Consider the following 20,181-nt stretch of genomic DNA (forward strand, 5'->3'; position numbering starts at 1 on the left):
ATGAAATTCGAGATCAAACAATGGCTGCCACTGCTCGCAGTGGTCCCAATAATCTGGCTTGGCCTTTACCTCTGGGCGTGGATGGGCCGGGTAGGCTGCGGCGAGGTGGCCCTCGGTGAATGTTGGGTAACGGCACTTGGGAACTGGGGTGCCGATGTTGTGATGCTCCGATGGGTCGACACCACGCTCGGGGCAGGAATTCTGGCTGTTGTGGCGGCCAGTGCAATCTTCCTCAACAGCGCAATTGACCGGAAGGTAAAACGCCTGGAAGCCGAGCAGCTTCGACAACACATGATTGACGAAAATGTTGCCACTTTGCTCGCACGGTTTAGGCAAACTTCCCTTTACGTGCTCGCGGCGGATAATCCCGAAGCAACAATAGATAAACTTCAAGATATAATGGCGGAGAACATGAAATTTTGGTCTCTTCGACCAAATATAGCTAGCACTCTTGACCATATGGTTGGTCTGGCTGTGCTTCACGCCAGACATTGGAAAGCAGAAACGGATAGCTCTACCCGAAAATTGTCTATGAAAACCACTTGCTCTGCAATTTGTGAAATTGCATTCACCAGACTCTGTGACCCTGAGAAGGTTAAAATTGATGACATCGACTACAAGTTGAATGCAGACACCGAACTTCTTAATCGGATTGGGTGGGAAGACCTGGCAAAAAGGCAAAAGGAATTCTTGCTCAAATACTTGGATCGAGTGGAATTGTGACGCTGACCTCACAGCATCACCCGCACGAGATCATTGAGGTCTTTCCCCTCGCCCACCGGCTCGACAAAGGCGCAGTCCAGCACCGGCAGTGACGGATTTTCGGCGAGCCGACGCTCGCGCCACGCCTGGGCACGCATCAGGCCGCGCGTCACCTTCTCGATCGGGTGTTTTTCCGGTTCGTCGCCATCGGTGAGATAAAGCAGTTCCGCACACCAGTCGGGCGGCAGGAAACAATCCCAGTCATCGAGATCGGGCAGGCCGTGCATCAAGCGCCCGGCCTGGTCGCGCATGGCCTTGCCGGCCATATTGCCCAGGTCCACCCCGGCCCAATAGGCCGTGTCCGGCTCGAAATTATGGGCCAGGGCGGTTAGCGTCGTCTCGATGCCCTCCCCCATGACAATCCGGGATGGATGTGCCGGAGTGTAGAGCCGGATGACGCCGCCCTGTTTTGTGCCACGCACCTTCTTGGATGGTATCGGCTTGTTCTTCTCCGGATGCAGGCCAAGATCGGCCTTACCCTTGGGCTGGTCGAGATCGAGCCATGTGGCATGGGAGGCACCAAACTTGCCATCCGGCTGTTGCACGGCCGCGACCATGGCCGGGCCGGTATGGACCGTCACCCACTGCCCGCCGATATGTTCGACCAGGGGCAGGTGTGGATGCTCCCAGAGCTTGATGGCATCGGGCGGAACATGGCGGCCGATCAGGCCGAAGCCGACGCCGCGCAGGCTGAGATAGCGCGAGAGATTGTCCCGGCCGGCATTGGCGCGAGCCTCCGAAAAGATTCGCCAGCCATCGCGCCGCGCCTGTTCGCGATAGCGCGCCGCCTCTTCGGCCCGTCGCTGGTCGGCGGCGACATTTTCTTCCGCGATGCGACGGGCGCGCACCGGATCGAGCGGTTCGGAGGCCTTTCGGTCGGTCACGATCTCGCAGGCCTCGACGAACGGCACGTTTTGCGTGGCCATGACCAGATCGATGACCCCGGCGCCGCTCATGCCGCAGCCGCGGCAATTGAAAGTGTTCTTCTTGGTGTGGATGGCAAACCGGTCGGTGCCGCCACAGACCGGGCAAGGCCCCGCGCGGTCGATACCCGGCGCGAGTTTCCAGCGCGCGCGCATCGCCCAGCTTTCGCAACTGGTCTGCATGGCCTCATCGCGCAGGGCGGCAAACTCCGGAGAAAGCGTCATTGCGCACCCCAACTTTTCGCACATTTTTGTGCGAATATTCTTGTGCATCGAACATTTTTGTGCGACAACAGGAGCAACGAAAGGGCCCGGAAATGAAACGCGACCAACTCCTCCGCCAGCTGAACAAGGATGCCAAGGCGGCAGGTCTTGAACTGGTCGTGGACATGGCGCGCGGCAAGGGCGGCCACTGTGTCGTTCGGTTCAACGGCCGTTTCTCGGTCATCAAATCGGGAGAGATCACCCCGACGATGGAAAAAGTGATCCGCAAACAGCTGGGGCTTTAAGCCCCGGCAAAAGCGCCACGGATGGCAGGAGGTTCGATTATGAAGCCCTATATGGCGAAGCTGGAGGCCGATGGCGCCGCCCTGCTCGTCACGTTTCCCGATGTTCCCGAGGCCATCACCGGGGGTGATACCCGCGCCGAGGCCCTCGCCAATGCGCAGGACGCGCTTGAGATTGCGGTCTTGACCTATGTGCAGGACGGCATGGATTTGCCTGTTGCCCAGGCAACTGATGGCGTGCCCGTCAGCTTGTCGGCCGAGGTCATGATCAAGATCGCCTTCATCGAGGCCTTCCGGAAGTCCGGCCTGACCCGCGTGGCGCTCGCTGCCCGCCTGGGCAAGCAGGAAACCGAAATCCGCCGTATGCTTGATCCCTATCACGCCACCAAGCTGGCCAGCATGGAGGCCGGGCTCGCCGCCCTGGGCAAGCAGATCGTGGTTCACGTTGAGGATGCAGCCTGACAAGCTCACAGCACCGCCCTCACCTTGGGTTTGGGGCTCCGCTTGTCCAGCATCCGTTGCAGGGTGCGGCGGTGAATGCCCAGGCGCCGCGCCGTCGCGGATATGCAGCCATCCTCTTCATCGAGTACGGCCCGCACATAGTGGAACTGCAACTCGCTCGGCGACAGGTCCAGCGTGACCATGGCGCGGCGCAGCGCCGCGTGGTGAGCGGTGAAGGCGATGTCGCTCATTGGCCCGCCTCGTCGATCAGGTCATGCCAACGATTGAAGCCGGCATATTTGTCGGGATGCTTACCCGTTGCGAGAACGCGCACATCGGCCATGAATTCGCGGCGCACGCCCAGCGGCGCAACGATCAGCGCCATGCCGCCGAATTTTGCCTGCACGATGCGCAGGATCTCGATCTGCATGAAGCTCTTGCCCAGTCCGAAGGCCGCGAACAGCGCCCGGCGGCCGCCCAGGCACGCCCAGCGCACCATGTCCTTCTGGTGCGGCTTGAGCAGCGGATTGATGTCGTCATCGGTGACGACGAAGCCGGACACCGGCGCCATCGCCACCTTGGCGGCAAGAAAGTCCTCATAGCGGAGAGGGAGGTTCATGCTGGCGCCCCCATCAACCGAGCAAGCTCAACTGCGCCGGCATGGCCGGTGCTGGCGAGGCGAGTGACGAGAGTGCGGAACGCATACGCGCCTTCCAGGCTGACAACGCCGTTGCCGAGCAGGCGGAGCCGGTCGACGCGGGCGGCGTGAGGCCCACTAAGGTCCAGCCGGGCGGCCAGCCCATCAGCCATTCGACGAACAGAGGGTTCAAGGTCCGGCGAATGTGCGAGGACCCGTCGCCATCCGTCGAGATCGGACGGTCCGGGAGGATAGAGGCCAGGCGCAAGGTCTCGTTCATCGACTTGCTGTTGCCCGGCTGATGGCTCTCGCCGTAGCTCAACGAGGTCGGTGTGGGCCAATGCAGGTTCGCCTCGTTCCGGAGCGAACTCTTGCGCCCTGGGCCGCCTGACGAGCCTTTGCTGTCTGCTGTCGTCGGGGTCGGCCACGAAGAGGATGAAGAGCCGCGGGCGGAGGTGGCTTGAGCCCGTTTCAGCCGCCGTGAACAATCCGCATTCAACCGCGTAACCAAGTCTGCGTAAGTCTCGGAGAACCCGTGCGGCGCCAGCGACTTCGTCAGCCCCCGCCGAGAGCATCCCCCGGACATTTTCGATGAGGCCGAACCAAGGCCGCGCCTGGACGACGATCCGCCGCGTCGGGCTCCAGAGGTCGCGCTCGTCGAGGCTTCCGCGCTTTTTTCCGGCAAGGCTGTGCGGCTGGCACGGGATGCCGCCAATGAGGAAATCCACGACGCCGCGCCATGGGCGGCCGTCGAAGGTTCGCACATCCGACCAGATAGCCGCTGGAGCCAGGAAACCCTGTTCGATCGCTGCAACCAGGTGCGCGACGGCGAAGGCTTCCCTCTCCACCATAACGATGCTGCGAGCCGCTGGCAGTGCAAGCTCAAGTCCAAGGTCGAGCCCGCCGCCGCCGGTGCAGAGGCTGATGCCGTGGAGGGGCCGGGGGTTGTTGGGGACGGGATGTAAAGCCACATTCACCGACGAACCTCCAGCGGAACCGCTTTGCGATAGTAGAAATCCGGGCCGCCATCCTTGCTGATGGCCTCGGTTTCAAAGGCCGTGATGGCTATCTTGAGCTGTTCGACCTGGGCCAGCGTGAAGCGCATACCGACGACGCCGGACGGCACCGCCACTTCCAGCAGATGCGCGCCGGACGGGTCGAAAATGCCCCGGGCGACGATATCTCTGACCTCGATGCGGGGTGCGGGGCGGCTCATTCGTCACCCCCAAACCGCTTCTGGGTCGCGTGCATCCGGCCGGGATTGGTCAGGCCGAGCCGGTTGGCCCAGGTGGCGATCGTGCCATGCGGGTGACCGAGATCCTCGACCATCAGCACAAGCGGCACCTCCGCAGCATAGCCGGCCCGCATGGCGGCCTCGGCCTGCTTCATGGTCAGCTTGCCCTTGTGCGGCGCCAGCAGGGCGACTTCGCCCTCATAAGCTTCGCGCAGCTCGATCTTGGCGAGTTGGGGATGAGGGGCGGACTGTGTCCCGTGTTTCAGGCCTCCAATGTCGCCTTGCGATTGGCCTGGGCCAGAGCCTGAACCGGATTGCTCGGCGAGAGGTTGACCGCCGGAGGCCTCGCGAGCCGTGCCGGACCCCTCCTGGGTATTCTGTTCGCCATCCAGCGCCTTGAGCGCGGCCGTGGCCAGACTGCCCATGGCCTCGATGGCCTCGGGCGTGAAATCGACGGCATCGCCATCGCGCTCAAGCACGCCGGTGAATTCAGCCAGCTTGAGAATGGCCGCGCTGCCGACCCGGTCGCTTCTCATGCACAGCGCCAGAACCGAAAAGGTGAATTGATGCCACTTGCGCGGCTCCAGCGCCTTCACGGGTTCCGGTTTCGGCGCCTTCACCGGTTTCGGCCTGGGCGCCCGGACGACAGGCGCGTCGGCCGCTTCGATCTTCCCGCGCGTCTCGGTGACGGCGCTTTCAAATGTCTCTTCGTCCAGCTCCGCCGCCTTTTGCGCACGGCTGGACAGCTTCTTGTCGACACCGATCTCGGCGAGGGTGAATGGCGTATTGTCGAAAACCGGTTCCGTATCGGCACCGGTTTCAGGCTCGCTGACGTTGCTGTTGGACGGCCGACCGCCCTTGCTCAGCAGGCCACCATCCTTGGCCTGGCGCAGCATGATCCCGAGCTTGCGCTCTGCCCGTGCCACGATTTCGGCAGCGTCAGCCTGCAGTTTCCGGTCCTTGGCGATCCTTGCGTAGGCCTCGGCCTTCTCGGCCGCACTATGGATTTGTGTCACTTCGTCGAAGCGGACAGCAGCGGCCAGAGCCTCGCGGGCATGTTCATAGACGGCGAGTTGCTGGGTCATGGCTTGATCACCCGCCGGATGTGCTCAGCATAAGCGCCTACTGCCTTCCAATAGGCCGCCATCGGTCCTTTATTCTTGAGCCACGATTTTTGTGCCTTATCACGAGCGTCGTCGCGGATATCAGCGAACAGGTCCGCGATAGCTTGGCGAACTTCTGGCGGAAGCGTCTGCAAACGCTTGACGCCTTGCAGAGCCAAAACCGGGTTGCGAACCTCGCGCAGGTTGGATCGCTGGGTCATGCTCGTTCACCCGCCCGCTCAAGATGGTGGACGAACAGGGCGACATCGTCAGATTGATCGACGACCGGCTTGAAATTCTCGATGTGAAAGCAAGCTTCGCCGTACTCTGCAAACCCAAGATACAAGCCACGCGCGCGGCTCAAAACCTCAACAATGACCAAGATGTCACCATTGGCAGGGAAGTCGGGGGCAGCGTCGGCATCGTGGCCAACGGGCGCCCAGTGACCCCAGCTACTCAACACGCACACGCATTTCGCGCCCGGCTTCGCCCAGGTGTTCATTCCCCGCCCTCCACTTCCGCCCGCACCTGAAAGCGCAGGGCCAGGAGCTTGATGATGGCTTCCTCGACTTCCGCCTCGATCCGCGCCGCATCGGCCGCGCAGAGCCGCCCGTCGCCCAGCCCTTCGGCCAGCGCCACGAATACATCCGAGGTTTCCTTGAGCGCCTTGGCCGTGATCGAACCCAGCGCCGTGCCGGATTTGACCACGTCGGGTTCGGGCACCAACAGGTGACCGCCCAGCTTGGCCAGGGCCCGGGTGAGCACCGGCTGGCCGCATTCGCTTTCGAGATCGGCGATGACATCGGCCGGCATGAAGCGTTCGCCGTCATCGGGCTGGGCCGAGCCATAGCGGCCGATATTCTGGTGTCCGCCCCGCGTCACCGCTGCCGCCGCCACCGGCCCACCGGCATGGCTGATCAGCTTGCGGGTCGCCGCCTTGATCGCGGCATAGTCGTTTGCGGGCAATTGCCGTCCGGTCATGGCGCAGCCCCCCGGCCGTTTGCGCCGTGACAGCCCTCATGCGCTCTGCGCATGATCCCGCCATGAGCAAGAGATTTCCCCACTACCAGCCCAGCACCGCCCTGCGGCAGGCCATCGAAGCCCTCAACCGGGCGCGGCAAGCGATTGGACCGGATGAGAGCGCGGCGGAAACAACCCCGAAAGAAGGCCGGAACGGCGCCGCCTCGGGCGAAGCGGACAACCATTCCGGCCAGTCGATGGGAGAAACATCCCCCGGCGCGTCTCTCCCCACGCCGGGGCGAGAAGGCGCCAGCGCCGGGATCGCGGGAGGGCTCCGCGACACCGATGACCCAGGGACAGGGTCCGGCACAGGCGCCCTCGCGTCCGGGCGCAAAGACAGTGTTGAAGACGATGAATGAAGCGGCCGCCATCATGCCGGCCCCCGCAGCGTTGCGGCAGAGGGCTTGGCCATCCGCCCCATCCTTCCGATCCGGCGCGGGCCGACGACATGCCCGGCCAGGGACAGGCTGCGCACCTTCATCCCGTCGCGGATCATGTCGGTCAGCGCATCCGCCATGGCGGCGCGCTCCGCTCGCGTCATCGGGCGGGTGCGGGTCATGGCGTGGCCTCGGCGGGCTGCTCGAAGAAATAGCGATCATCCCAACCAATACTTCTGCTTGTCGCGGCTTCGCGAATTGCTGCCATGTCCTCATTGGTGAAAGGACCGCCGCTTTCCCAGCGCGACACGCTCGCCTGAGTTCGCCCAATCAAAGTGGCAAAGTCGCTCTGCGAAAGGTGGAACAATCTGGTTCGAATGAAGCGGATCGGGGTCATAAGCCGGATATTATGCGCAAACGGATTACATGCAAGCAAAAAATATCCGCGCTCGGATTTTTCTATCCACTCACGGATTGCTAGTCGTTTGGCATGAAACCGACAGACATGATCAGGGCGATATTAAAAGAACCCGGCTGGACGCAGCAAAGGGTCGGAGCGACGCTTGGCGTGAGCCAATCGACAGTGAACCGATGGCTCAAAGGCACCGAGCCCGAAGGGGACAACCGGGACGCGATATTCCGGCTCTATCAGGATGTCTTTGACGACGACGCGACACCCAAAGTCGCCCTGGTGGGCAGGGTTGGAGCAGGTCAGGCCGTCTATTCACTTCAAAACGACGATATTGAACTTGTCGATGCCCCGCCCAACCCATCGTCATCAACGGTGGCCGTCGAAGTCAGCGGAGCAAGCATGCTCCCTGTGTTTTTTGATGGATGGCTCCTCTACTATTCGAAGCAGCTTCCACCTCATGAAATGGTCAACAAGATCGGCGTCGCGCAGCTCGCCGATGGCCGTTTGCTGGTAAAAACAATCCGACCAGGGCTTTCACCCGGCTTCTGGACACTCTTGAGTGCGAATGCAGACCCCATAGAGGACGTCGCTCTGGAATGGGTAGCGCCCATTGACTGGATAAAACCGAGATGAGGGCACTGATTGCACTGGCATGCATCTCGATTATCGCGGTCACTGCATACTACTTTTGGGGCGAGTATCAGCGCGCGCAACAGCGCCAGCTGCAAGCGGAATTTCAAGCATACCGTCGGGAGTGCCTTGGGCTCCTGAATAGCCGCCGCACTTGGTCCGACGAAGAAACAACTAGGGTATCTTGGTGCCTTATGAGAGGCGCAATCACGGAAGCTGACAAAGAGCGCGCGCTAGACGCACTTCGCTAATATCCGTTTGCGCATATTCTCTATTGCACATCTATCCGTTTGCGCATAATCATACCCTCCAGTTTCACCACTGGAGGGCGTCATGTCCCATTCCCATCCTTTGCTCAAAGCATCCCATCGGTGGCGACAGGCGGGTCTCCCTTTTGCCGCTGGCATGGCTGTGTCTGCTCTGCCTGCTGCCGTCGGACCGGAGGCATGGTTCGTCCCGGCCGGAACCGTGGCAGTTATCTGCGGGATTGCGGCTCTCACCTGCGTTCTGATTTCAGAAAAGCGCTATGCGGACTATGCCAACGCCGCCCATCAGCACGCCGATAATGTCGAGCGCGATGCCAAACGGATTGGGCCTGCGAACATAGCCGGTGACCATCTGGCGCACCTGCCCCCAGCCATCGACATGGGTCGGCACGCTGATTCTGGGCGTGTTCACGAACTCCCCGACGCCGACCAGGACAAACCCGACGCCCAGGCACAAAGCCCCGCCGTGACCGGCGGCCAGGGCGGCACCGGCAAGGGCAACGCCCGCCGCAATCGCGGCGATGTACCACCGTTCGCTGACCAAGCTGAGCGGATTGTCGGCCACCACAACACCCCCGAATCCCACTGAACCCGATGTCGAGGCTAGCACAAGCCTCGCGCCGATCCGTCTTGTTTTCACCAATGGAGGGCGCCATGCACGCCGCACGTTCAAACCCTGCTCCGGCCACCGCACCGATCGATGACCGGCCGCTGACCGACGATGAGCGCCTGTCGCGTTTCGTCGAGGATATCATCACCCTCAATGCCGAGGGCGCGGCCACCAAGGGCCGGCTCTATGAGCTGGGCTACACTCAAGGCTTCATCGACGCCAATTTCGACAAGGCCCGGCAACTGGCCAACAGGCGCTTCGTCCGCGATATCGATGACACGCCCATCAAATCCCTCGACGCGGTCGAGCGCGACATCGCCGATATCATCGGCAGCCAGTTGCCGGATGTGCGCCGCCTGATCGCCGAATGCCAGGCGCGCGGCATTTCCAAGGGACACCTCGATCTCCTGTTCCACAAGGCCCGCGCCCGCGCCGCCCTGGCCTTCTGCCACCTGCCGACCGGTGGGGCACACTGATGGACGCGCCAGAAACCAAGCGGATGGCCTCAAGCCGTACCAAAAAGCGCAGCCGTTCCGGTGCGCACACAGCCTGCCCGCACTGCGGCAAGCAATTGCGCGGCGAAAAGGGCCTCAAGGCGCATCTCGCAGAAGTGCATGGGGAGGCAAGACCATGAGCGACCCGTTCTGGACCGGCTTTGCCACCGGCGCCGGCAGCGCCGCCTTTCTCGTCTTCATCGCGGTCATCGTCCTCATCGTCGCAGCCGATAAGGCCATGGCGGATGACGACGCCGATGCCGACCGTGTCGAGGCGGAAAGGACTGACGAAGAAAGCGAGGGTTGGGAAAACCCATGATCGAGCGCGCCGCCAATTTCTGTAATTCCGATTTCGGCCAGGCCCTGGCCGGGATCGTCTGCATTCTCCTGTTGATCGGAGGCGTTGGCCCGTGACCGCCCTTTCCCCGTTCTGGAAGGCCATGCCCTCGGGCCGCGCCTTCGACTTCGCCAATCCGCGCCCCGACATGGTGTGCCTGGATGACATTGTGCATGTGCTCGCCCGGGTGAACCGTTGGGGCGGCAATATCGAACCGGTGACCTTTTCGGTCGCCCAGCATTCCCTGCTTGTCGCCTCGGCCTGCAAACTGCCGCAGTCGCGGCCCTATGCGCTTTTGCACGATGCCGCCGAAACCTATACCGGCGACATGGTGTCCCCGTTCAAGGCCTGGCTCGAGCACCAGGGCGCCGGCGTCGTGGCGCTCGAAATGCGCATCCTGTTCACCGCCGTCTTTCCGGCCTTGGGCATCGCCCTACCGACGCCCGTTATCACCCGCGACGTGCACCAGGCCGACCAGGTCGCCATGGCGACGGAATACCGCGATATCGCCAAGGGCCGTCACCCCGATTTCGTGCCCAAGGCACCGCCCTTGCGCACGCGGATCAAGTTCATGCCCGTCCCCCGGGTTGAAGAAGAATTCCGCAAGGCCCTCGAAGGCGCCCTGCGCCAGGCCAGGGACGACGCCTGATGGACCCGGTCTTTTTCCTTGGCCTCGGCCTCGTACTAGCCGGCATCGGCCTCTATGCGGCCGGATGGCGGTGAGCTATGGCCAGGCCCGCAACCAACAGCGACCCCCGATTGACAGCCAGGCCGGCCGCGCCGCAGCATGATGCCGCGCGATCGGCGCTGTATGAATTCGTGCGGGCCCTGGCGCGGGCGCAGGCCATCGAGGATCACCTGGCAGAAACGGGACAGGAAGAGCTTTATGACCCGCGCCGCGATCTACGCCCGGTTTAGTTCCGACCTCCAGAATGAACGCTCCTGCGCCGACCAGATCGCCTATTGCGAGACCTGGGCCGAGCGGCAGGGCCTGTTCGTCGTTGCCGCCTTTGCCGATGAGGGCATTTCCGGCGCCAGCACCGTCAATCGCACCCGCCTCAATGGCATGCTGCGCATGGCCCGCGAAAAGCGCTTCGATGTCCTCGTCTGCGAGGATCTGGATCGGCTGGCGCGCAAGCAGGCGGACCTGCACCGCATTCGCGATGAACTGACCTTCCTTGGCGTCCGGATCATGACCGTCAGCGACGGCGCGGTCACCGCCATGCATGCCGGCCTCAAGGGCCTGATGAGCGAAATGTTCCTGACCGAGTTGGGGAACAAGACGCGGCGCGGCCTGTCCGCGCGCGTTGCCGCCGGCGCGTCCGGTGGCGGCCTCTCATTCGGCTATCGTCCCATTCCCGGCCAGCCCGGTGCGCTCGAAATCAATGAGCGCGAAGCAACTGTCGTGCGCCGCATCTTTGCCGACTATGTCGGCGGCCGCACCCCGCGCGAGATCGCCGTGGCCCTCAATGCCGAAAGAGTGCCGGGCCCGCGCGGCGGCAAGTGGAATGCCTCGACCCTGAACGGCAGCCGGTCGCGTGCCAATGGCGTCCTGCAGAATCGCCTCTATATCGGTGAGCTGGTGTGGAACCGGCAGCATTTCGTCAAAGACCCTGCCACCGGCAAGCGCGTCTCCCGTCTCAATCCGGAAAGCGAATGGCAGCGCAGCGACGTGCCGCACCTCGCCATTGTCGACCGGACCATTTTCGGCCTCGCATCTGCCCGCAAGGCCGACCGGTCGCAATCGTCCGGCCCTGTTGCCGCCCGGCCAAAGCACTTCCTGTCCGGTCTGACGAAATGCGGCTGCTGCGGCGCCAGCTATACCGTCATGGGCAATGACCGCATCGGCTGCGCCGGTTTTCGCGAGCGCGGCGATTGCGACAACAATCGCACCATTGCCCGCTCCCATGTCGAGCAGCGCGTGCTTGAGGCCCTCGACCACTACCTGGCCGATCCCGAGGCCATCGCCGAATATGTCGCCGAATATCACCGGGTGCGCCGCGAACTGGCCGAAACCAAGTCCAGCCAGCGCGACAGCCTAACAAACCGCCTTGCCGACCTCGACCGACAGATCGAATCTCTTGTCGACCTTGTGGTCGCCGGAAGGGTCACCGATGCCCTGCTGGACCGTTTGCGCGGCCTCGAGACAGAGCGCGAGGCATTGCGGGCCCAGGCCCTCAATCTGGCCATAGACGACGAACCGGTCGTCCTGCACCCCTCGGCCGCGCAGCGCTACCGACAGATCATCGCCGAGTTGCGTACCCACCTCGACGGCATCCGCGAGGGCCAGCCGCGCGACATCATCTTCGAAAGCCTGCGGTCGATGATCGAAAAGGTCGTCATCACCCCAACAGGTGCGCGCCAGCCCGTGGACATCCAAGTCCATGGCCTGCTTGCAGAATTGCTGATCCAGAAAAAGGAAGCCCCCCAATTAAGGGGGGCGTTGGTTGCGGGAGCAGGATTTGAACCTGCGACCTTCAGGTTATGAGCCTGACGAGCTACCGGGCTGCTCCATCCCGCGTCAAACACGGCGCCTCGGCGCGGTGTGAGGGCTATATAGGGGGAGAGCGACCAGACCTCAACCCCTCAAACCCGATCCTTGACGGTTTTTTGAACGGCAGGGCAATCGGTGTCGCTGCCTGTGGAAAAGCCCATTCATCGGCAACCGCCGCTGGAGCACTTCCATACCAGACAGCACTGGTCTAGGGTCCGCCGCGATCCTATCCCGTCACGCCCTCCACGGACGATTTCTTATGCACTTCAAGACGCTTGGCCGAACCGACCTCAAGGTCACCGATATTTGCCTCGGCACCATGACCTGGGGCAGCCAGAACACCGAGGCCGAGGGCCATGCCCAGATCGCCATGGCGCGCGACCATGGCATCACCTTCATGGACACAGCCGAAGTCTATGCCGTTCCGGGCAGCCCCGAGACCAGCGGCCGTACTGAGGAAATCATCGGCAACTGGTTTGCTGCCCAGGGCGACCGTGAAAAGTGGGTGCTGGCCACAAAAATCGTCGGTGGCGGCAATAAGCATATCCGCGAGGCGCGCCGCCCCGATGCCGCCTCGGTGCGCGAGGCCCTTGAGGGCAGCCTGCGCCGGCTGCGCACCGACTATATCGACCTTTATCAGGTCCATTGGGCCAGCCGCGGCCATTACAATTTCGAGAATTACTGGTCCTATGCGCCGCACAAGCAGGACACCGCGGACGCCCTGGCCAATATCGCCGAGGTGCTGGAAACCCTGGGCGCCCTCGTCGCCGAAGGCAAGATCCGCCAGATCGGCCTCTCCAACGAAACCACCTGGGGCATTGCCCAGTGGTTGCGCATCGCCGAGCAGCAAAACCTGCCGCGCGTCGCCACGGTGCAGAACGAATACAGCCTGCTGCGTCGCATTTTCGATCACGACCTGGCAGAACTCGCCCACCACGAGGATATCGGTCTTCTGGCCTATTCGCCGCTGGCGGGCGGTCTGCTGACCGGCAAGTATTTTGATGGCGCCACCCCAAAAGGCAGCCGCAAGGACTACCAGAAGGGGTTTTGGCGGTTGAACGAATATTCCGATGCGGCCACGCGCGAATATCATGCCGTTGCCGCCCGGCATGGCCTCGACCCGGTGCAGATGGCCATCGCCTTCTGCCGCACCCGCCCCTTCATGGCGTCGACGATCATCGGCGCCACCAGTACCGCTCAGTTGCAGCAGGTGCTGGGCGCACTCGATGTAACCCTGTCGGCCGATGTCCTGGCCGATATCGACGCGGTGCACCGGCGGATGCCGCGCCCGCTCTGATGGGCGATCCTGGCGCGGGCCGGACGGATTGGTCTGGCCCGGGCGCCCCGCTATAGTGGCGCGAACTGCTTCGGCCCGGGGGCTGCCGTGACGACCTTTCTCACCTCGATTTTCCCGCTACTGGCATACCTTGCCTACAACATCATCGTGCCGCAGATCGAAAAGGTCCGGCCCTCGCTCTCGGTCATCATGAACATGCAGCGGCGGCGCTGGGTGGCCAATGCCACACGGCGGGAAAGCCCGTTCGACGCCATCCTGTCGGGCAATATCATGGGTTCGGTGAGCTTTCTGGCCTCCACCTCGGTCCTCCTCGTGCTGGCCGTCTTCGCGGTGTTCGGGCAATTGCCGGCGCTGATGGAGGCGCTCGATTCCCTGTCGCTTGAGCGCACCTATTCGGTGCTCGACGTGCAGATCCACCTCGGCGTCATGCTCACCATGTTCGTGCTGGCCTTTTTCGCCTTCACCCTGTCACTGCGCCAGTTCAACCATTTTTGCATCATGCTGGGTGCGCTCGACCACGATCGGGTCACCACCGAGGACGAGGTCGAGGCCATTGCCCAAATGAACGGATTGGGGGCCCGCAACTTCAATTCGGGCATCCGGGCCTATTATTTTTCGGTCGCGACCGTGGCCTGGTTCGTGTCGGAATGGCTGGGGGTCGTGGCCTGCCTCCTCACCGTCCTCATCCTGGCGCATCGGGAGTTTTTCTCCTCCGCCCATCGCACGGCCGCTTCCGCCGCTGTGCTCGCGGCGCGTCACCGCAAGGATGCGGCCTGAATTTCGGCGGGCTTCCTGAACACGCGGTCAAGAAACTCGGCCATCTCCCGCAAGACCGGCGCGCGCCAGCGCAGGGGCCATGCCAGGCTCAGCAAGGTGCCGGCATGACCGAGCGCTTCATAGCGGGCGCAGGTTGCAATGCTGCCAGCGGCGATGGCCTCCGCCGCCAGCCGTTCGCTATTGCGCGGCAGGACCAGTTCATCCCGGCCGCCGGTGGCGACCCACAAGTTGGGAACCGGTCGACTGACATGGTTTATGGGTTGCGTCAGCTTCGGCTGCTTCACACCACCGAAAACCCGCATTGAAATGGGCCCGTCAAAAGGGAAAAAATCATAGGGACCCGATAGGCCCGCGAAGCCGACAATGGCTTCGGCCACGCTTTCGTCTTTGATAAGCGAGCGGTTGAGCGCCAGCATGGCCGCGTTATAGGCACCCGCCGAGTGCCCGGCGAGCACGATCCGATCGGGATCGCCGCCAAAGCGCCGTGCATTGCGGCCGATCCAGCTGACGGCCCGGCCACAATCCTCCAGGAATTGCGGATATTCGACCTGGGGAACCACACGATAGTCCGGCACCGCGACGAGATAACCTAGGGCCGCCAGCGCGCGCCCGACAAACGCGTAGGCCTGCCGATTGCCCGTTACCCAGCTGCCGCCATAGAAGAACACGACGACCGGCAACGGCCCTGCGCCGTGTTGACGCGGCGCATATAAATCCAGTTTCTGGCGCCCCTCATCCCCATAGGCCAGATCGCGCGCCACACAATGGGATGAAAAATCCTTGGGCAGGACGAAATTGATGACATCGATGGCGCTGATCGGCATGGGCTTCCTCGGACGCTCCAGCTACGGCAAACCGCGCCTGCCGGTTTCACTGCGGCGATAGGTCTACCGCCGGGGCCTTCAAATCCCTATTTATGACGTTGACATTCAGGAATGCGCGGCGTTTATTCCGCCCCGTTGAGAACCCCACGGCCCTGCCATGCTTGTCTGCCAGTGTAACATGATCACCTCCCGGGAGATCGAGGACATCGTGCTCGATCTGCTCAAGGCCGATCCGTGGCAGCTGGTCGTCCCCGCCAAGGTCTATGCAGAGCTCAACCGGCGCGCAAAATGTTCCGGATGCGTGCCGAATGTGGTGGACATTATCGTTCGCGTCACCGAAAACTACCACGCACAGCAAGCCCATGAGCCCGCTGAGCTGGTAACGCTCCAGTCCGGGCTTGAAAAGCTCAAGAAACAACGAATTGGAGAACGTCGTGAAAGGCGAAGCACAGGTCATCGAGCGGCTTAACGAGGCCCTTTTTCTCGAGCTCGGCGCCGTCAACCAGTATTGGGTTCACTTCCGTCTGCTGGACGATTGGGGCTACAAGCGCCTGGCCAGCAAGGAACGCGCTGAATCCATCGAGGAAATGCACCACGCCGACAAGCTGATCGAGCGCATCATCTTCCTCGAAGGGCACCCGAATCTGCAGCGCGTTGCGCCCCTGCGCATCGGTCAGACCATCAAGGAAGTGCTCGAGGCAGATCTGGCCGGCGAGTACGACGCCCGCAAGGCCTACAAGGCCAGCCGTGAACTCTGCGAAGAGCTGGGCGACTACGTGTCCAAGAACCTCTTCGAGGAATTGCTGGCGGACGAGGAAGGCCATATCGACTTCCTCGAAACCCAGCTCGAACTGCTCGAAAAAATCGGGCCCGAAAAGTACGGTCAGCTCAACTCGGCACCCGCCGACGAAGCCGAGTAAGGCGAGACGATCCCCGTTTGCGCAGCGCCCGGAACCTGGTTCCGGGCGTTTGTATTTGGGGCTAGAAAGGACCAGCGCGCATGAAGTTTCACACCGGCCGCCTGATCGACCACGTGCATCTGCGGGCGCGCAGTTTTGCCAATACGCGCTACTTCTATGAGTCGGTCCTGGCCGTTCTGGGCATACCGGTCACGGCGCAGGGCGAGGGCTGGATGCAGATCGACGAACTGTTCATCGATGCCGCCGACGCCCGCACCACGCCCAGTCATATTCATCTTGCCTTCCAGGCGCGCGACCAGCAGGCAGTGGACGATTTTTACAGGACTGCTTTGGCGTCCGGTGGCAAAGGCAATGGCGCTCCGGGCGAGCGCGACTATCATCCCGGCTACTATGCCTGCTTCGTGCTTGACCCAGACGGCAACAATATCGAGGCAGTCTTTCATGGCCCCTCGCGCCGGTCCGCCGACTCGGTGCTGATTACCCCGACGCCCTGAGCCCTGGCCAGGGGACGACGGTCAGTTCCGGCCACATCATCTTGGCCCTCTCAGCCTTGGCGGTGTGGGTTTTTTCATTGGCCAGGACGGGATTGGGCACAAGGCGGAACGAAAACATGTCATTCAGGCCAAACGGCGCCACGATCTCGATGTTGTCCCCATCACCGAGGCGCGCCGCCACGGCGTGGGTACGCGTTGCAAAGTTGCGCAGCGCGTCGGCGCTTTGCTGCAGTTGCGGATAGGCGATGCCGAACTTGCGAGGGGCCCACAGGTGCACGCGCGCCTGGTTGCGGACTTCGACCCGGATCGGGCAATGCCGAAACACCGCGTCCGCCTGCCGGATGATTGCATCTTCGGCCTCGTAACTGAGGTCCGACCCGTCGAAATAGACCACGTCGGCATCCTTGATACCCGCCAGCGGCGGACGAGCGGTCAACCAGTTCCATACCGAATTGTATATGGCGCCCGAGGTGAGCAGCCCGTCCGGCAGACCGAGCTCGCGCATACCGACGAGGATCGCCATCAGGTGCGGCTGCGTTTCAATGAAGCCCGTCAGCACCTCCACCTGCCGGTCTTCCGGCAGGCCCGCATATCGCAGATGGTCTGCACTGCCGCTCATCGAAGGGCGGGAACAGGATGATTTTGGTCGTCCGTCATTTTTCGATTTTCTGGAACATGGAGTCGATCTGACTGATGATCTGATCCATGGGCGCGACAGAATCTGGCAGCATTTCGGGCGCGTCCGGCGCAGTGGCGACATAGGGAACGCCACTCGGGAAAGCGCCGAACCGGCCGAAGAACGCCACCATGTCGTCCAGCACCGGCATGCGCCAGCGCCACATGGCGCCCATGGCGATCACCGGCTCCATATGGCCGAACCCATCGTAATATTGCGTCGTCACCCATACGCCTTGCGCGCGCAGCCGCTCGGCAAAACGCTCGGTGTTCTGGACGCGCACGATCGGATCGGTCGTGCCGCTGGCCAGGTACATGGGCGGTGCATCGGCGGTGATCAGATTGATCGGCTGCGTGCCTTCGGGGCTCACCGCATTGCCGAACGCATTGCGCACCTCGTCATACTCGAAAGGATAGAAGTCATAGGGGCCCGACAACGCGCCGACGGCAAGGATAGGCATGGTGACCCCATATTCCTGGCGGAAGGACGGGTCTAGCGCCAGCATGACGGCATTATAGGCCCCGGCCGAATGGCCCGACAGGAACAGCCGGTTGGGGTCGCCACCATAGGCGGCGATATTGTCCTGAACCCAGCGCATGGCATTGGCGCAATCCTCGAGAAACTCGGGATAATGGACTTCCGGCACCAGCCGGTAATCGGCAATCACGGCAATAAATCCCCGCGAGGCAAAGGCCCGCCCGACAAACTGGTAGTCGGCGCGCTCGCCCCGGTTCCAGCCCCCGCCATAGATGAAGAACACCACCGGCGCCGCCGCGCCGCGCTGCTCGGGGGCGTAGATATCCAGCTTGTGCCTCTGGCCATCGGCATAGGCGATGCCATCGCCGACCTTGGCGGTGCCGGCATCCATGGCTGCGGGGAGATTGAAGGGGTCCATGAGGGTGACGGCATGGGCCGGGGCCGGCAAGCCTATCCCCACGCCGAGTGCCGTCATGGACACCAGGAAGTCGCGTCTGTTCATGTTCGATTCGCTGTTTCGGAGGTCGCCAGGCTAGGGCAAAAACCGGGAGGGAATGTGGCCGGAAACCATGCGCCGGAATGGGCGAGGGCAGGCGCGCCGGTTCCGGTCGCTGGCCTGCCCTCTACTTAAGCGCGATGACTTTGAGCCGACTTCGTTAACACATGGTTAACGTTTCGCTAGCGGCGCAAAGTGTCGAGCAGGAGGCCCGAAACATGGCCATCGGCAGGTAGTCCGGACCGCTGCTGAAAGGCAAGAACCGCCGCCCGGGTCTTGGGTCCGACAACGCCATCGGGCGTTCCGGTATCGAAGCCAGCCCGGTTCAAAAGCGATTGCAATTCAGTGCGTTGCGCCTTGCTGAGCGCATAGTCGCCAGCCGGCCAGGGCGTCGCAAAACCGCCCCCGCCAAGGATCCGGTCGGCCAGGTGACCGACGGCCAGGGCATAGGAGTCGGAATTGTTGTAGCGCTTGATCACATCAAAGTTAGGCAGGAGCAGGAAGGCGGGGCCCCGGGCGCCAGCCGGCATATAGAGGCGGGCAACGTCGCCGGGACGCGGGAAGGGCCGGCCGGAAACACGGGTAATGCCCATCTGCTGCCATTGGCCGAGACTGGCCTTGCCCATGTCCCGCGCCGCGGCAAAATTGAAGCCGCTGGGCAGCTTGATTTCGTAGCCCCAGGTCTCGCCCGGCCGCCAACCGAAGCTGTTGAGGTAATTGGCGGTCGAACCCAGCGCGTCAGGCACCGAATTCCAGATATCCTTGCGCCCATCGCCATTGAAATCGACCGCATAGCGCATGAAGCTCGATGGCATGAACTGGGTATGTCCCATGGCACCGGCCCAGGACCCGACCATGGACCCGGCATTGATATGCCCGTCGGACACGATGCGGAGCGCGGTGACCAGTTCCTTGCGGAAGAAGTCGGCCCGGTAATTGTTCTGGGTCAGGGTCGCCAGGGCATGGATGGTGTTATTGCCCCCCATGAAGCCGCCGAAATTGGTCTCCATGCCCCAGATCGCCAGGACCACTTCGGACTGGACCCCATAGCGCTGCTGCGTTGCTGCCAGGGTCTGCGCCCACTCGCCACGCATGGACTGGCCCTTGCTGGCCTGGGCCGCGGTGACGCGCTTTTCGACATATTGCTGCACGGTCTGGGTAAATTCGGGCTGCTTGCGCGTCAATTCCATCACCTGGGGGATGGGATTGTAGCCGGCGAAGGCAGCTTCGAAGGCCTGGCGGCTGACGCCGGCCTGCTGCGCTTCCGGCCACAGGCCGCGCACGAAGTCGCTGGTACTGGCCTGGGCCGCACCAAGGGTGAGGGTTGATAGGAACAGGGCAAGCCCGAGGCGGGTGAGCAGGGGCTTGGCGCGATGTGAAATCTTCATCTCGGCCTCGTGATACGCAGACAAAAGCTCAAGGCCATGCCGGTCCGCATACCGCATGGCCCACGCCGCCCCCCAGCGCGTATCACTATTTTAACCGCTCAGATTAAGATCACTTTAAGGCTGAACACTTCCGCGCTCACGAAAGCGTCATGGCTTGCCCTCGTCATCGCCCTTGTTGCGCGCCTCGCTTTCTATGATCGGCGGCTTGGGCGTCTTGCCCCCGCCTCCGCCGCCGCTCGGCACATAGGTGACGTGCGGATAGGGGATTTCGATATTGCGTTCGGAGAACACCTGCTTGACCAGCTCGTTATAGCGCCGACCGACACCCCACTGCATGCCCGGCAGGGTCTTGATGCGGGCCCGGACTGTAATGGCGGAATCGCCAAAGGCTGTCACGCCCTGCATATCGAGAACGTCGAGGATCTGCTCGCCCAGTTCGGTTTCCATCAGCAGGTCGAAGGCATCGAACATGGCCTGCTTCACCTCGGCGATATCGCTGTCATAGGCAACACCGATCTCGGCCACATGGAAGGAGAAGCCCCGCATCATGTTACTGACGAGATCCACCGACGAAAACGGGATCAGG

30 protein-coding genes, 1 tRNA gene and 2 pseudogenes (1 of these 33 running past the window's edge) are annotated in these 20,181 nt (G+C 62.6%); 14 read left to right on the top strand and 19 right to left on the bottom strand.

Going from position 1 to position 20,181, the window contains the following annotated elements:
- On the top strand, positions 1–723 hold the full coding sequence (locus tag KIT02_RS10380) for a hypothetical protein (protein WP_297577602.1): 723 nt from the start codon (positions 1–3) through the stop codon (positions 721–723).
- A gap of 8 nt (positions 724–731) precedes the next feature.
- On the opposite strand, the gene KIT02_RS10385 is transcribed toward KIT02_RS10380, so the two are convergent.
- Entirely contained in the window at positions 732–1,910 is a 1,179-nt protein-coding gene (locus tag KIT02_RS10385; protein ID WP_297577603.1) for a CHC2 zinc finger domain-containing protein, read from the bottom strand.
- Between the two features lie 92 nt (positions 1,911–2,002).
- Here KIT02_RS10385 and KIT02_RS10390 point away from each other — a divergent pair, with 92 nt between their 5' ends.
- Together KIT02_RS10390 and KIT02_RS10395 are read left to right on the top strand one after the other, a co-directional pair.
- Positions 2,003–2,194 (top strand): hypothetical protein, encoded by a 192-nt coding sequence (locus tag KIT02_RS10390; protein ID WP_297577604.1) that lies wholly within the window; start codon positions 2,003–2,005, stop codon positions 2,192–2,194.
- A 39-nt stretch (positions 2,195–2,233) separates the two neighbouring features.
- Positions 2,234–2,653 (top strand): type II toxin-antitoxin system HicB family antitoxin, encoded by a 420-nt coding sequence (locus KIT02_RS10395; protein WP_297577605.1) that lies wholly within the window; start codon positions 2,234–2,236, stop codon positions 2,651–2,653.
- A gap of 5 nt (positions 2,654–2,658) precedes the next feature.
- On the opposite strand, the pseudogene KIT02_RS10400 reads toward KIT02_RS10395, so the two are convergent.
- The 10 genes and pseudogenes from KIT02_RS10400 to KIT02_RS10445 all read right to left on the bottom strand — a co-directional run.
- Positions 2,659–2,805 (bottom strand): annotated as a pseudogene (locus KIT02_RS10400) (helix-turn-helix domain-containing protein); the annotation flags it as partial.
- A 74-nt stretch (positions 2,806–2,879) separates the two neighbouring features.
- Positions 2,880–3,251 carry a hypothetical protein gene (locus tag KIT02_RS10405; protein ID WP_297577607.1) on the bottom strand — a complete coding sequence of 124 codons (372 nt, stop codon included), beginning with the start codon at positions 3,249–3,251 and terminating at the stop codon, positions 2,880–2,882.
- A complete protein-coding gene (locus KIT02_RS10410) occupies positions 3,248–4,246 on the bottom strand; it encodes a DNA cytosine methyltransferase (RefSeq protein ID WP_297577608.1) in 999 nt (332 codons plus the stop codon). Before KIT02_RS10410 ends, KIT02_RS10405 begins: the two co-directional genes overlap by 4 nt.
- Positions 4,243–4,485 carry a hypothetical protein gene (locus tag KIT02_RS10415; protein ID WP_297577609.1) on the bottom strand — a complete coding sequence of 81 codons (243 nt, stop codon included), beginning with the start codon at positions 4,483–4,485 and terminating at the stop codon, positions 4,243–4,245. The genes KIT02_RS10410 and KIT02_RS10415 overlap by 4 nt, the downstream gene beginning before the upstream one ends.
- Positions 4,482–5,588, bottom strand: a complete 1,107-nt coding sequence (locus KIT02_RS10420; RefSeq protein WP_297577610.1) for a hypothetical protein — start codon at positions 5,586–5,588, stop codon at positions 4,482–4,484. The genes KIT02_RS10415 and KIT02_RS10420 overlap by 4 nt, the downstream gene beginning before the upstream one ends.
- Positions 5,585–5,827, bottom strand: coding sequence for a hypothetical protein (locus KIT02_RS10425; protein ID WP_297577611.1), 243 nt, complete (start codon positions 5,825–5,827; stop codon positions 5,585–5,587). The genes KIT02_RS10420 and KIT02_RS10425 overlap by 4 nt, the downstream gene beginning before the upstream one ends.
- Positions 5,824–6,108 carry a hypothetical protein gene (locus KIT02_RS10430; RefSeq protein ID WP_297577612.1) on the bottom strand — a complete coding sequence of 95 codons (285 nt, stop codon included), beginning with the start codon at positions 6,106–6,108 and terminating at the stop codon, positions 5,824–5,826. Before KIT02_RS10430 ends, KIT02_RS10425 begins: the two co-directional genes overlap by 4 nt.
- Positions 6,105–6,587, bottom strand: a complete 483-nt coding sequence (locus KIT02_RS10435; RefSeq protein WP_297577613.1) for a phage regulatory CII family protein — start codon at positions 6,585–6,587, stop codon at positions 6,105–6,107. The genes KIT02_RS10430 and KIT02_RS10435 overlap by 4 nt, the downstream gene beginning before the upstream one ends.
- Before the next feature lie 409 nt (positions 6,588–6,996).
- On the bottom strand, positions 6,997–7,185 hold the full coding sequence (locus KIT02_RS10440) for a hypothetical protein (protein ID WP_297577614.1): 189 nt from the start codon (positions 7,183–7,185) through the stop codon (positions 6,997–6,999).
- Entirely contained in the window at positions 7,182–7,400 is a 219-nt protein-coding gene (locus KIT02_RS10445; protein ID WP_297577615.1) for a helix-turn-helix domain-containing protein, read from the bottom strand. The genes KIT02_RS10440 and KIT02_RS10445 overlap by 4 nt, the downstream gene beginning before the upstream one ends.
- 93 nt (positions 7,401–7,493) lie before the next feature.
- On the opposite strand from KIT02_RS10445, the gene KIT02_RS10450 reads away from it, so the two are divergent.
- Positions 7,494–8,048: a LexA family transcriptional regulator gene (locus KIT02_RS10450; RefSeq protein WP_297577616.1), complete on the top strand. Its 555-nt coding sequence runs from the start codon at positions 7,494–7,496 to the stop codon at positions 8,046–8,048.
- 510 nt (positions 8,049–8,558) lie between these two features.
- Here KIT02_RS10450 and KIT02_RS10455 read toward each other — a convergent pair.
- The gene (locus tag KIT02_RS10455; RefSeq protein WP_297577617.1) at positions 8,559–8,876 is read right to left on the bottom strand and encodes a hypothetical protein; all 318 of its coding nucleotides are present in this window, start codon (positions 8,874–8,876) and stop codon (positions 8,559–8,561) included.
- An 89-nt stretch (positions 8,877–8,965) separates the two neighbouring features.
- Between KIT02_RS10455 and KIT02_RS10460 the strand changes: the two genes are divergently transcribed.
- From KIT02_RS10460 to KIT02_RS17590, 5 genes and pseudogenes are all read left to right on the top strand, one after another.
- Positions 8,966–9,397, top strand: a complete 432-nt coding sequence (locus tag KIT02_RS10460; RefSeq protein WP_297577618.1) for a hypothetical protein — start codon at positions 8,966–8,968, stop codon at positions 9,395–9,397.
- 154 nt (positions 9,398–9,551) lie between these two features.
- Positions 9,552–9,734, top strand: coding sequence for a hypothetical protein (locus KIT02_RS10465; protein WP_297577619.1), 183 nt, complete (start codon positions 9,552–9,554; stop codon positions 9,732–9,734).
- Between the two features lie 91 nt (positions 9,735–9,825).
- Positions 9,826–10,401, top strand: a complete 576-nt coding sequence (locus KIT02_RS10470) for a hypothetical protein (RefSeq protein ID WP_297577620.1) — start codon at positions 9,826–9,828, stop codon at positions 10,399–10,401.
- A 110-nt stretch (positions 10,402–10,511) separates the two neighbouring features.
- Positions 10,512–10,670: a hypothetical protein gene (locus tag KIT02_RS10475; RefSeq protein ID WP_297577621.1), complete on the top strand. Its 159-nt coding sequence runs from the start codon at positions 10,512–10,514 to the stop codon at positions 10,668–10,670.
- Positions 10,639–11,628 (top strand): annotated as a pseudogene (locus KIT02_RS17590) (recombinase family protein); the annotation flags it as partial. The gene KIT02_RS10475 and the pseudogene KIT02_RS17590, both read left to right, overlap by 32 nt.
- A gap of 162 nt (positions 11,629–11,790) precedes the next feature.
- On the opposite strand, the gene KIT02_RS10485 reads toward KIT02_RS17590, so the two are convergent.
- Positions 11,791–12,138 (bottom strand): hypothetical protein, encoded by a 348-nt coding sequence (locus KIT02_RS10485; RefSeq protein ID WP_297577623.1) that lies wholly within the window; start codon positions 12,136–12,138, stop codon positions 11,791–11,793.
- A 58-nt stretch (positions 12,139–12,196) separates the two neighbouring features.
- Positions 12,197–12,273, bottom strand: a tRNA-Met gene (locus tag KIT02_RS10490).
- Positions 12,274–12,505: 232 nt separating this feature from the next.
- Between KIT02_RS10490 and KIT02_RS10495 the strand changes: the two genes are divergently transcribed.
- Positions 12,506–13,543 carry an aldo/keto reductase gene (locus tag KIT02_RS10495; protein ID WP_297577624.1) on the top strand — a complete coding sequence of 346 codons (1,038 nt, stop codon included), beginning with the start codon at positions 12,506–12,508 and terminating at the stop codon, positions 13,541–13,543.
- 87 nt (positions 13,544–13,630) lie between these two features.
- Positions 13,631–14,320, top strand: coding sequence for a DUF599 domain-containing protein (locus tag KIT02_RS10500; protein ID WP_297577625.1), 690 nt, complete (start codon positions 13,631–13,633; stop codon positions 14,318–14,320).
- Here the strand turns inward: KIT02_RS10500 and KIT02_RS10505 are convergent.
- A complete protein-coding gene (locus tag KIT02_RS10505) occupies positions 14,299–15,144 on the bottom strand; it encodes an alpha/beta hydrolase (protein ID WP_297577626.1) in 846 nt (281 codons plus the stop codon). The two genes, KIT02_RS10500 and KIT02_RS10505, sit on opposite strands and share 22 nt — an antisense overlap.
- A gap of 157 nt (positions 15,145–15,301) precedes the next feature.
- Between KIT02_RS10505 and KIT02_RS10510 the strand changes: the two genes are divergently transcribed.
- The 3 genes from KIT02_RS10510 (at position 15,302) to KIT02_RS10520 (ending at position 16,558) form a co-directional block, all read left to right on the top strand.
- On the top strand, positions 15,302–15,613 hold the full coding sequence (locus tag KIT02_RS10510) for a (2Fe-2S)-binding protein (RefSeq protein WP_297577627.1): 312 nt from the start codon (positions 15,302–15,304) through the stop codon (positions 15,611–15,613).
- Entirely contained in the window at positions 15,579–16,064 is a 486-nt protein-coding gene (gene bfr / locus KIT02_RS10515; RefSeq protein WP_297577628.1) for a bacterioferritin, read from the top strand. The genes KIT02_RS10510 and bfr overlap by 35 nt, the downstream gene beginning before the upstream one ends.
- Positions 16,065–16,144: 80 nt before the next feature.
- Positions 16,145–16,558 carry a VOC family protein gene (locus KIT02_RS10520; protein ID WP_297577629.1) on the top strand — a complete coding sequence of 138 codons (414 nt, stop codon included), beginning with the start codon at positions 16,145–16,147 and terminating at the stop codon, positions 16,556–16,558.
- On the opposite strand, the gene KIT02_RS10525 is transcribed toward KIT02_RS10520, so the two are convergent.
- The 4 genes from KIT02_RS10525 to KIT02_RS10540 all read right to left on the bottom strand — a co-directional run.
- Positions 16,542–17,177 (bottom strand): nucleotidyltransferase family protein, encoded by a 636-nt coding sequence (locus KIT02_RS10525; protein ID WP_297577630.1) that lies wholly within the window; start codon positions 17,175–17,177, stop codon positions 16,542–16,544. The two genes, KIT02_RS10520 and KIT02_RS10525, sit on opposite strands and share 17 nt — an antisense overlap.
- A gap of 34 nt (positions 17,178–17,211) precedes the next feature.
- On the bottom strand, positions 17,212–18,213 hold the full coding sequence (locus KIT02_RS10530) for an alpha/beta hydrolase (protein WP_297577631.1): 1,002 nt from the start codon (positions 18,211–18,213) through the stop codon (positions 17,212–17,214).
- A 176-nt stretch (positions 18,214–18,389) separates the two neighbouring features.
- On the bottom strand, positions 18,390–19,595 hold the full coding sequence (locus KIT02_RS10535) for a lytic murein transglycosylase (RefSeq protein WP_297577632.1): 1,206 nt from the start codon (positions 19,593–19,595) through the stop codon (positions 18,390–18,392).
- Positions 19,596–19,742: 147 nt separating this feature from the next.
- Positions 19,743–20,181: the final stretch of a mechanosensitive ion channel domain-containing protein gene (locus KIT02_RS10540; protein ID WP_297577633.1), read on the bottom strand. The gene runs 1,802 nt beyond the window's last position; 439 of the gene's 2,241 nt are visible here — the last part of the coding sequence; its start codon lies beyond the right edge, outside the window — the gene reads right to left on this strand; its stop codon occupies positions 19,743–19,745.

It is taken from the genome of Devosia sp., from assembly GCF_025809055.1.
Taxonomy (GTDB): Bacteria; Pseudomonadota; Alphaproteobacteria; order Rhizobiales; family Devosiaceae; genus Devosia.

Bases quoted from the DNA above. Each gene is read 5' to 3' on its own strand.
- KIT02_RS10420 (WP_297577610.1), bottom strand. From the start codon at position 5,588: ATGACCCAGCAACTCGCCGTCTATGAACATGCCCGCGAGGCTCTGGCC.
- KIT02_RS10520 (WP_297577629.1), top strand. From the start codon at position 16,145: ATGAAGTTTCACACCGGCCGCCTGATCGACCACGTGCATCTGCGGGCG.
- KIT02_RS10435 (WP_297577613.1), bottom strand. From the start codon at position 6,587: ATGACCGGACGGCAATTGCCCGCAAACGACTATGCCGCGATCAAGGCG.
- KIT02_RS10530 (WP_297577631.1), bottom strand. From the start codon at position 18,213: ATGAACAGACGCGACTTCCTGGTGTCCATGACGGCACTCGGCGTGGGG.
- KIT02_RS10460 (WP_297577618.1), top strand. From the start codon at position 8,966: ATGCACGCCGCACGTTCAAACCCTGCTCCGGCCACCGCACCGATCGAT.
- KIT02_RS10445 (WP_297577615.1), bottom strand. From the start codon at position 7,400: ATGACCCCGATCCGCTTCATTCGAACCAGATTGTTCCACCTTTCGCAG.
- KIT02_RS10440 (WP_297577614.1), bottom strand. From the start codon at position 7,185: ATGACCCGCACCCGCCCGATGACGCGAGCGGAGCGCGCCGCCATGGCG.
- KIT02_RS10395 (WP_297577605.1), top strand. From the start codon at position 2,234: ATGAAGCCCTATATGGCGAAGCTGGAGGCCGATGGCGCCGCCCTGCTC.
- KIT02_RS10425 (WP_297577611.1), bottom strand. From the start codon at position 5,827: ATGACCCAGCGATCCAACCTGCGCGAGGTTCGCAACCCGGTTTTGGCT.
- KIT02_RS10465 (WP_297577619.1), top strand. From the start codon at position 9,552: ATGAGCGACCCGTTCTGGACCGGCTTTGCCACCGGCGCCGGCAGCGCC.
- KIT02_RS10485 (WP_297577623.1), bottom strand. From the start codon at position 12,138: ATGGACTTGGATGTCCACGGGCTGGCGCGCACCTGTTGGGGTGATGAC.
- KIT02_RS10380 (WP_297577602.1), top strand. From the start codon at position 1: ATGAAATTCGAGATCAAACAATGGCTGCCACTGCTCGCAGTGGTCCCA.
- KIT02_RS10430 (WP_297577612.1), bottom strand. From the start codon at position 6,108: ATGAACACCTGGGCGAAGCCGGGCGCGAAATGCGTGTGCGTGTTGAGT.
- KIT02_RS10535 (WP_297577632.1), bottom strand. From the start codon at position 19,595: ATGAAGATTTCACATCGCGCCAAGCCCCTGCTCACCCGCCTCGGGCTT.
- KIT02_RS10390 (WP_297577604.1), top strand. From the start codon at position 2,003: ATGAAACGCGACCAACTCCTCCGCCAGCTGAACAAGGATGCCAAGGCG.
- KIT02_RS10505 (WP_297577626.1), bottom strand. From the start codon at position 15,144: ATGCCGATCAGCGCCATCGATGTCATCAATTTCGTCCTGCCCAAGGAT.
- KIT02_RS10495 (WP_297577624.1), top strand. From the start codon at position 12,506: ATGCACTTCAAGACGCTTGGCCGAACCGACCTCAAGGTCACCGATATT.
- KIT02_RS10450 (WP_297577616.1), top strand. From the start codon at position 7,494: ATGAAACCGACAGACATGATCAGGGCGATATTAAAAGAACCCGGCTGG.
- KIT02_RS10385 (WP_297577603.1), bottom strand. From the start codon at position 1,910: ATGACGCTTTCTCCGGAGTTTGCCGCCCTGCGCGATGAGGCCATGCAG.
- KIT02_RS10510 (WP_297577627.1), top strand. From the start codon at position 15,302: ATGCTTGTCTGCCAGTGTAACATGATCACCTCCCGGGAGATCGAGGAC.
- KIT02_RS10415 (WP_297577609.1), bottom strand. From the start codon at position 4,485: ATGAGCCGCCCCGCACCCCGCATCGAGGTCAGAGATATCGTCGCCCGG.
- KIT02_RS10405 (WP_297577607.1), bottom strand. From the start codon at position 3,251: ATGAACCTCCCTCTCCGCTATGAGGACTTTCTTGCCGCCAAGGTGGCG.
- KIT02_RS10525 (WP_297577630.1), bottom strand. From the start codon at position 17,177: ATGAGCGGCAGTGCAGACCATCTGCGATATGCGGGCCTGCCGGAAGAC.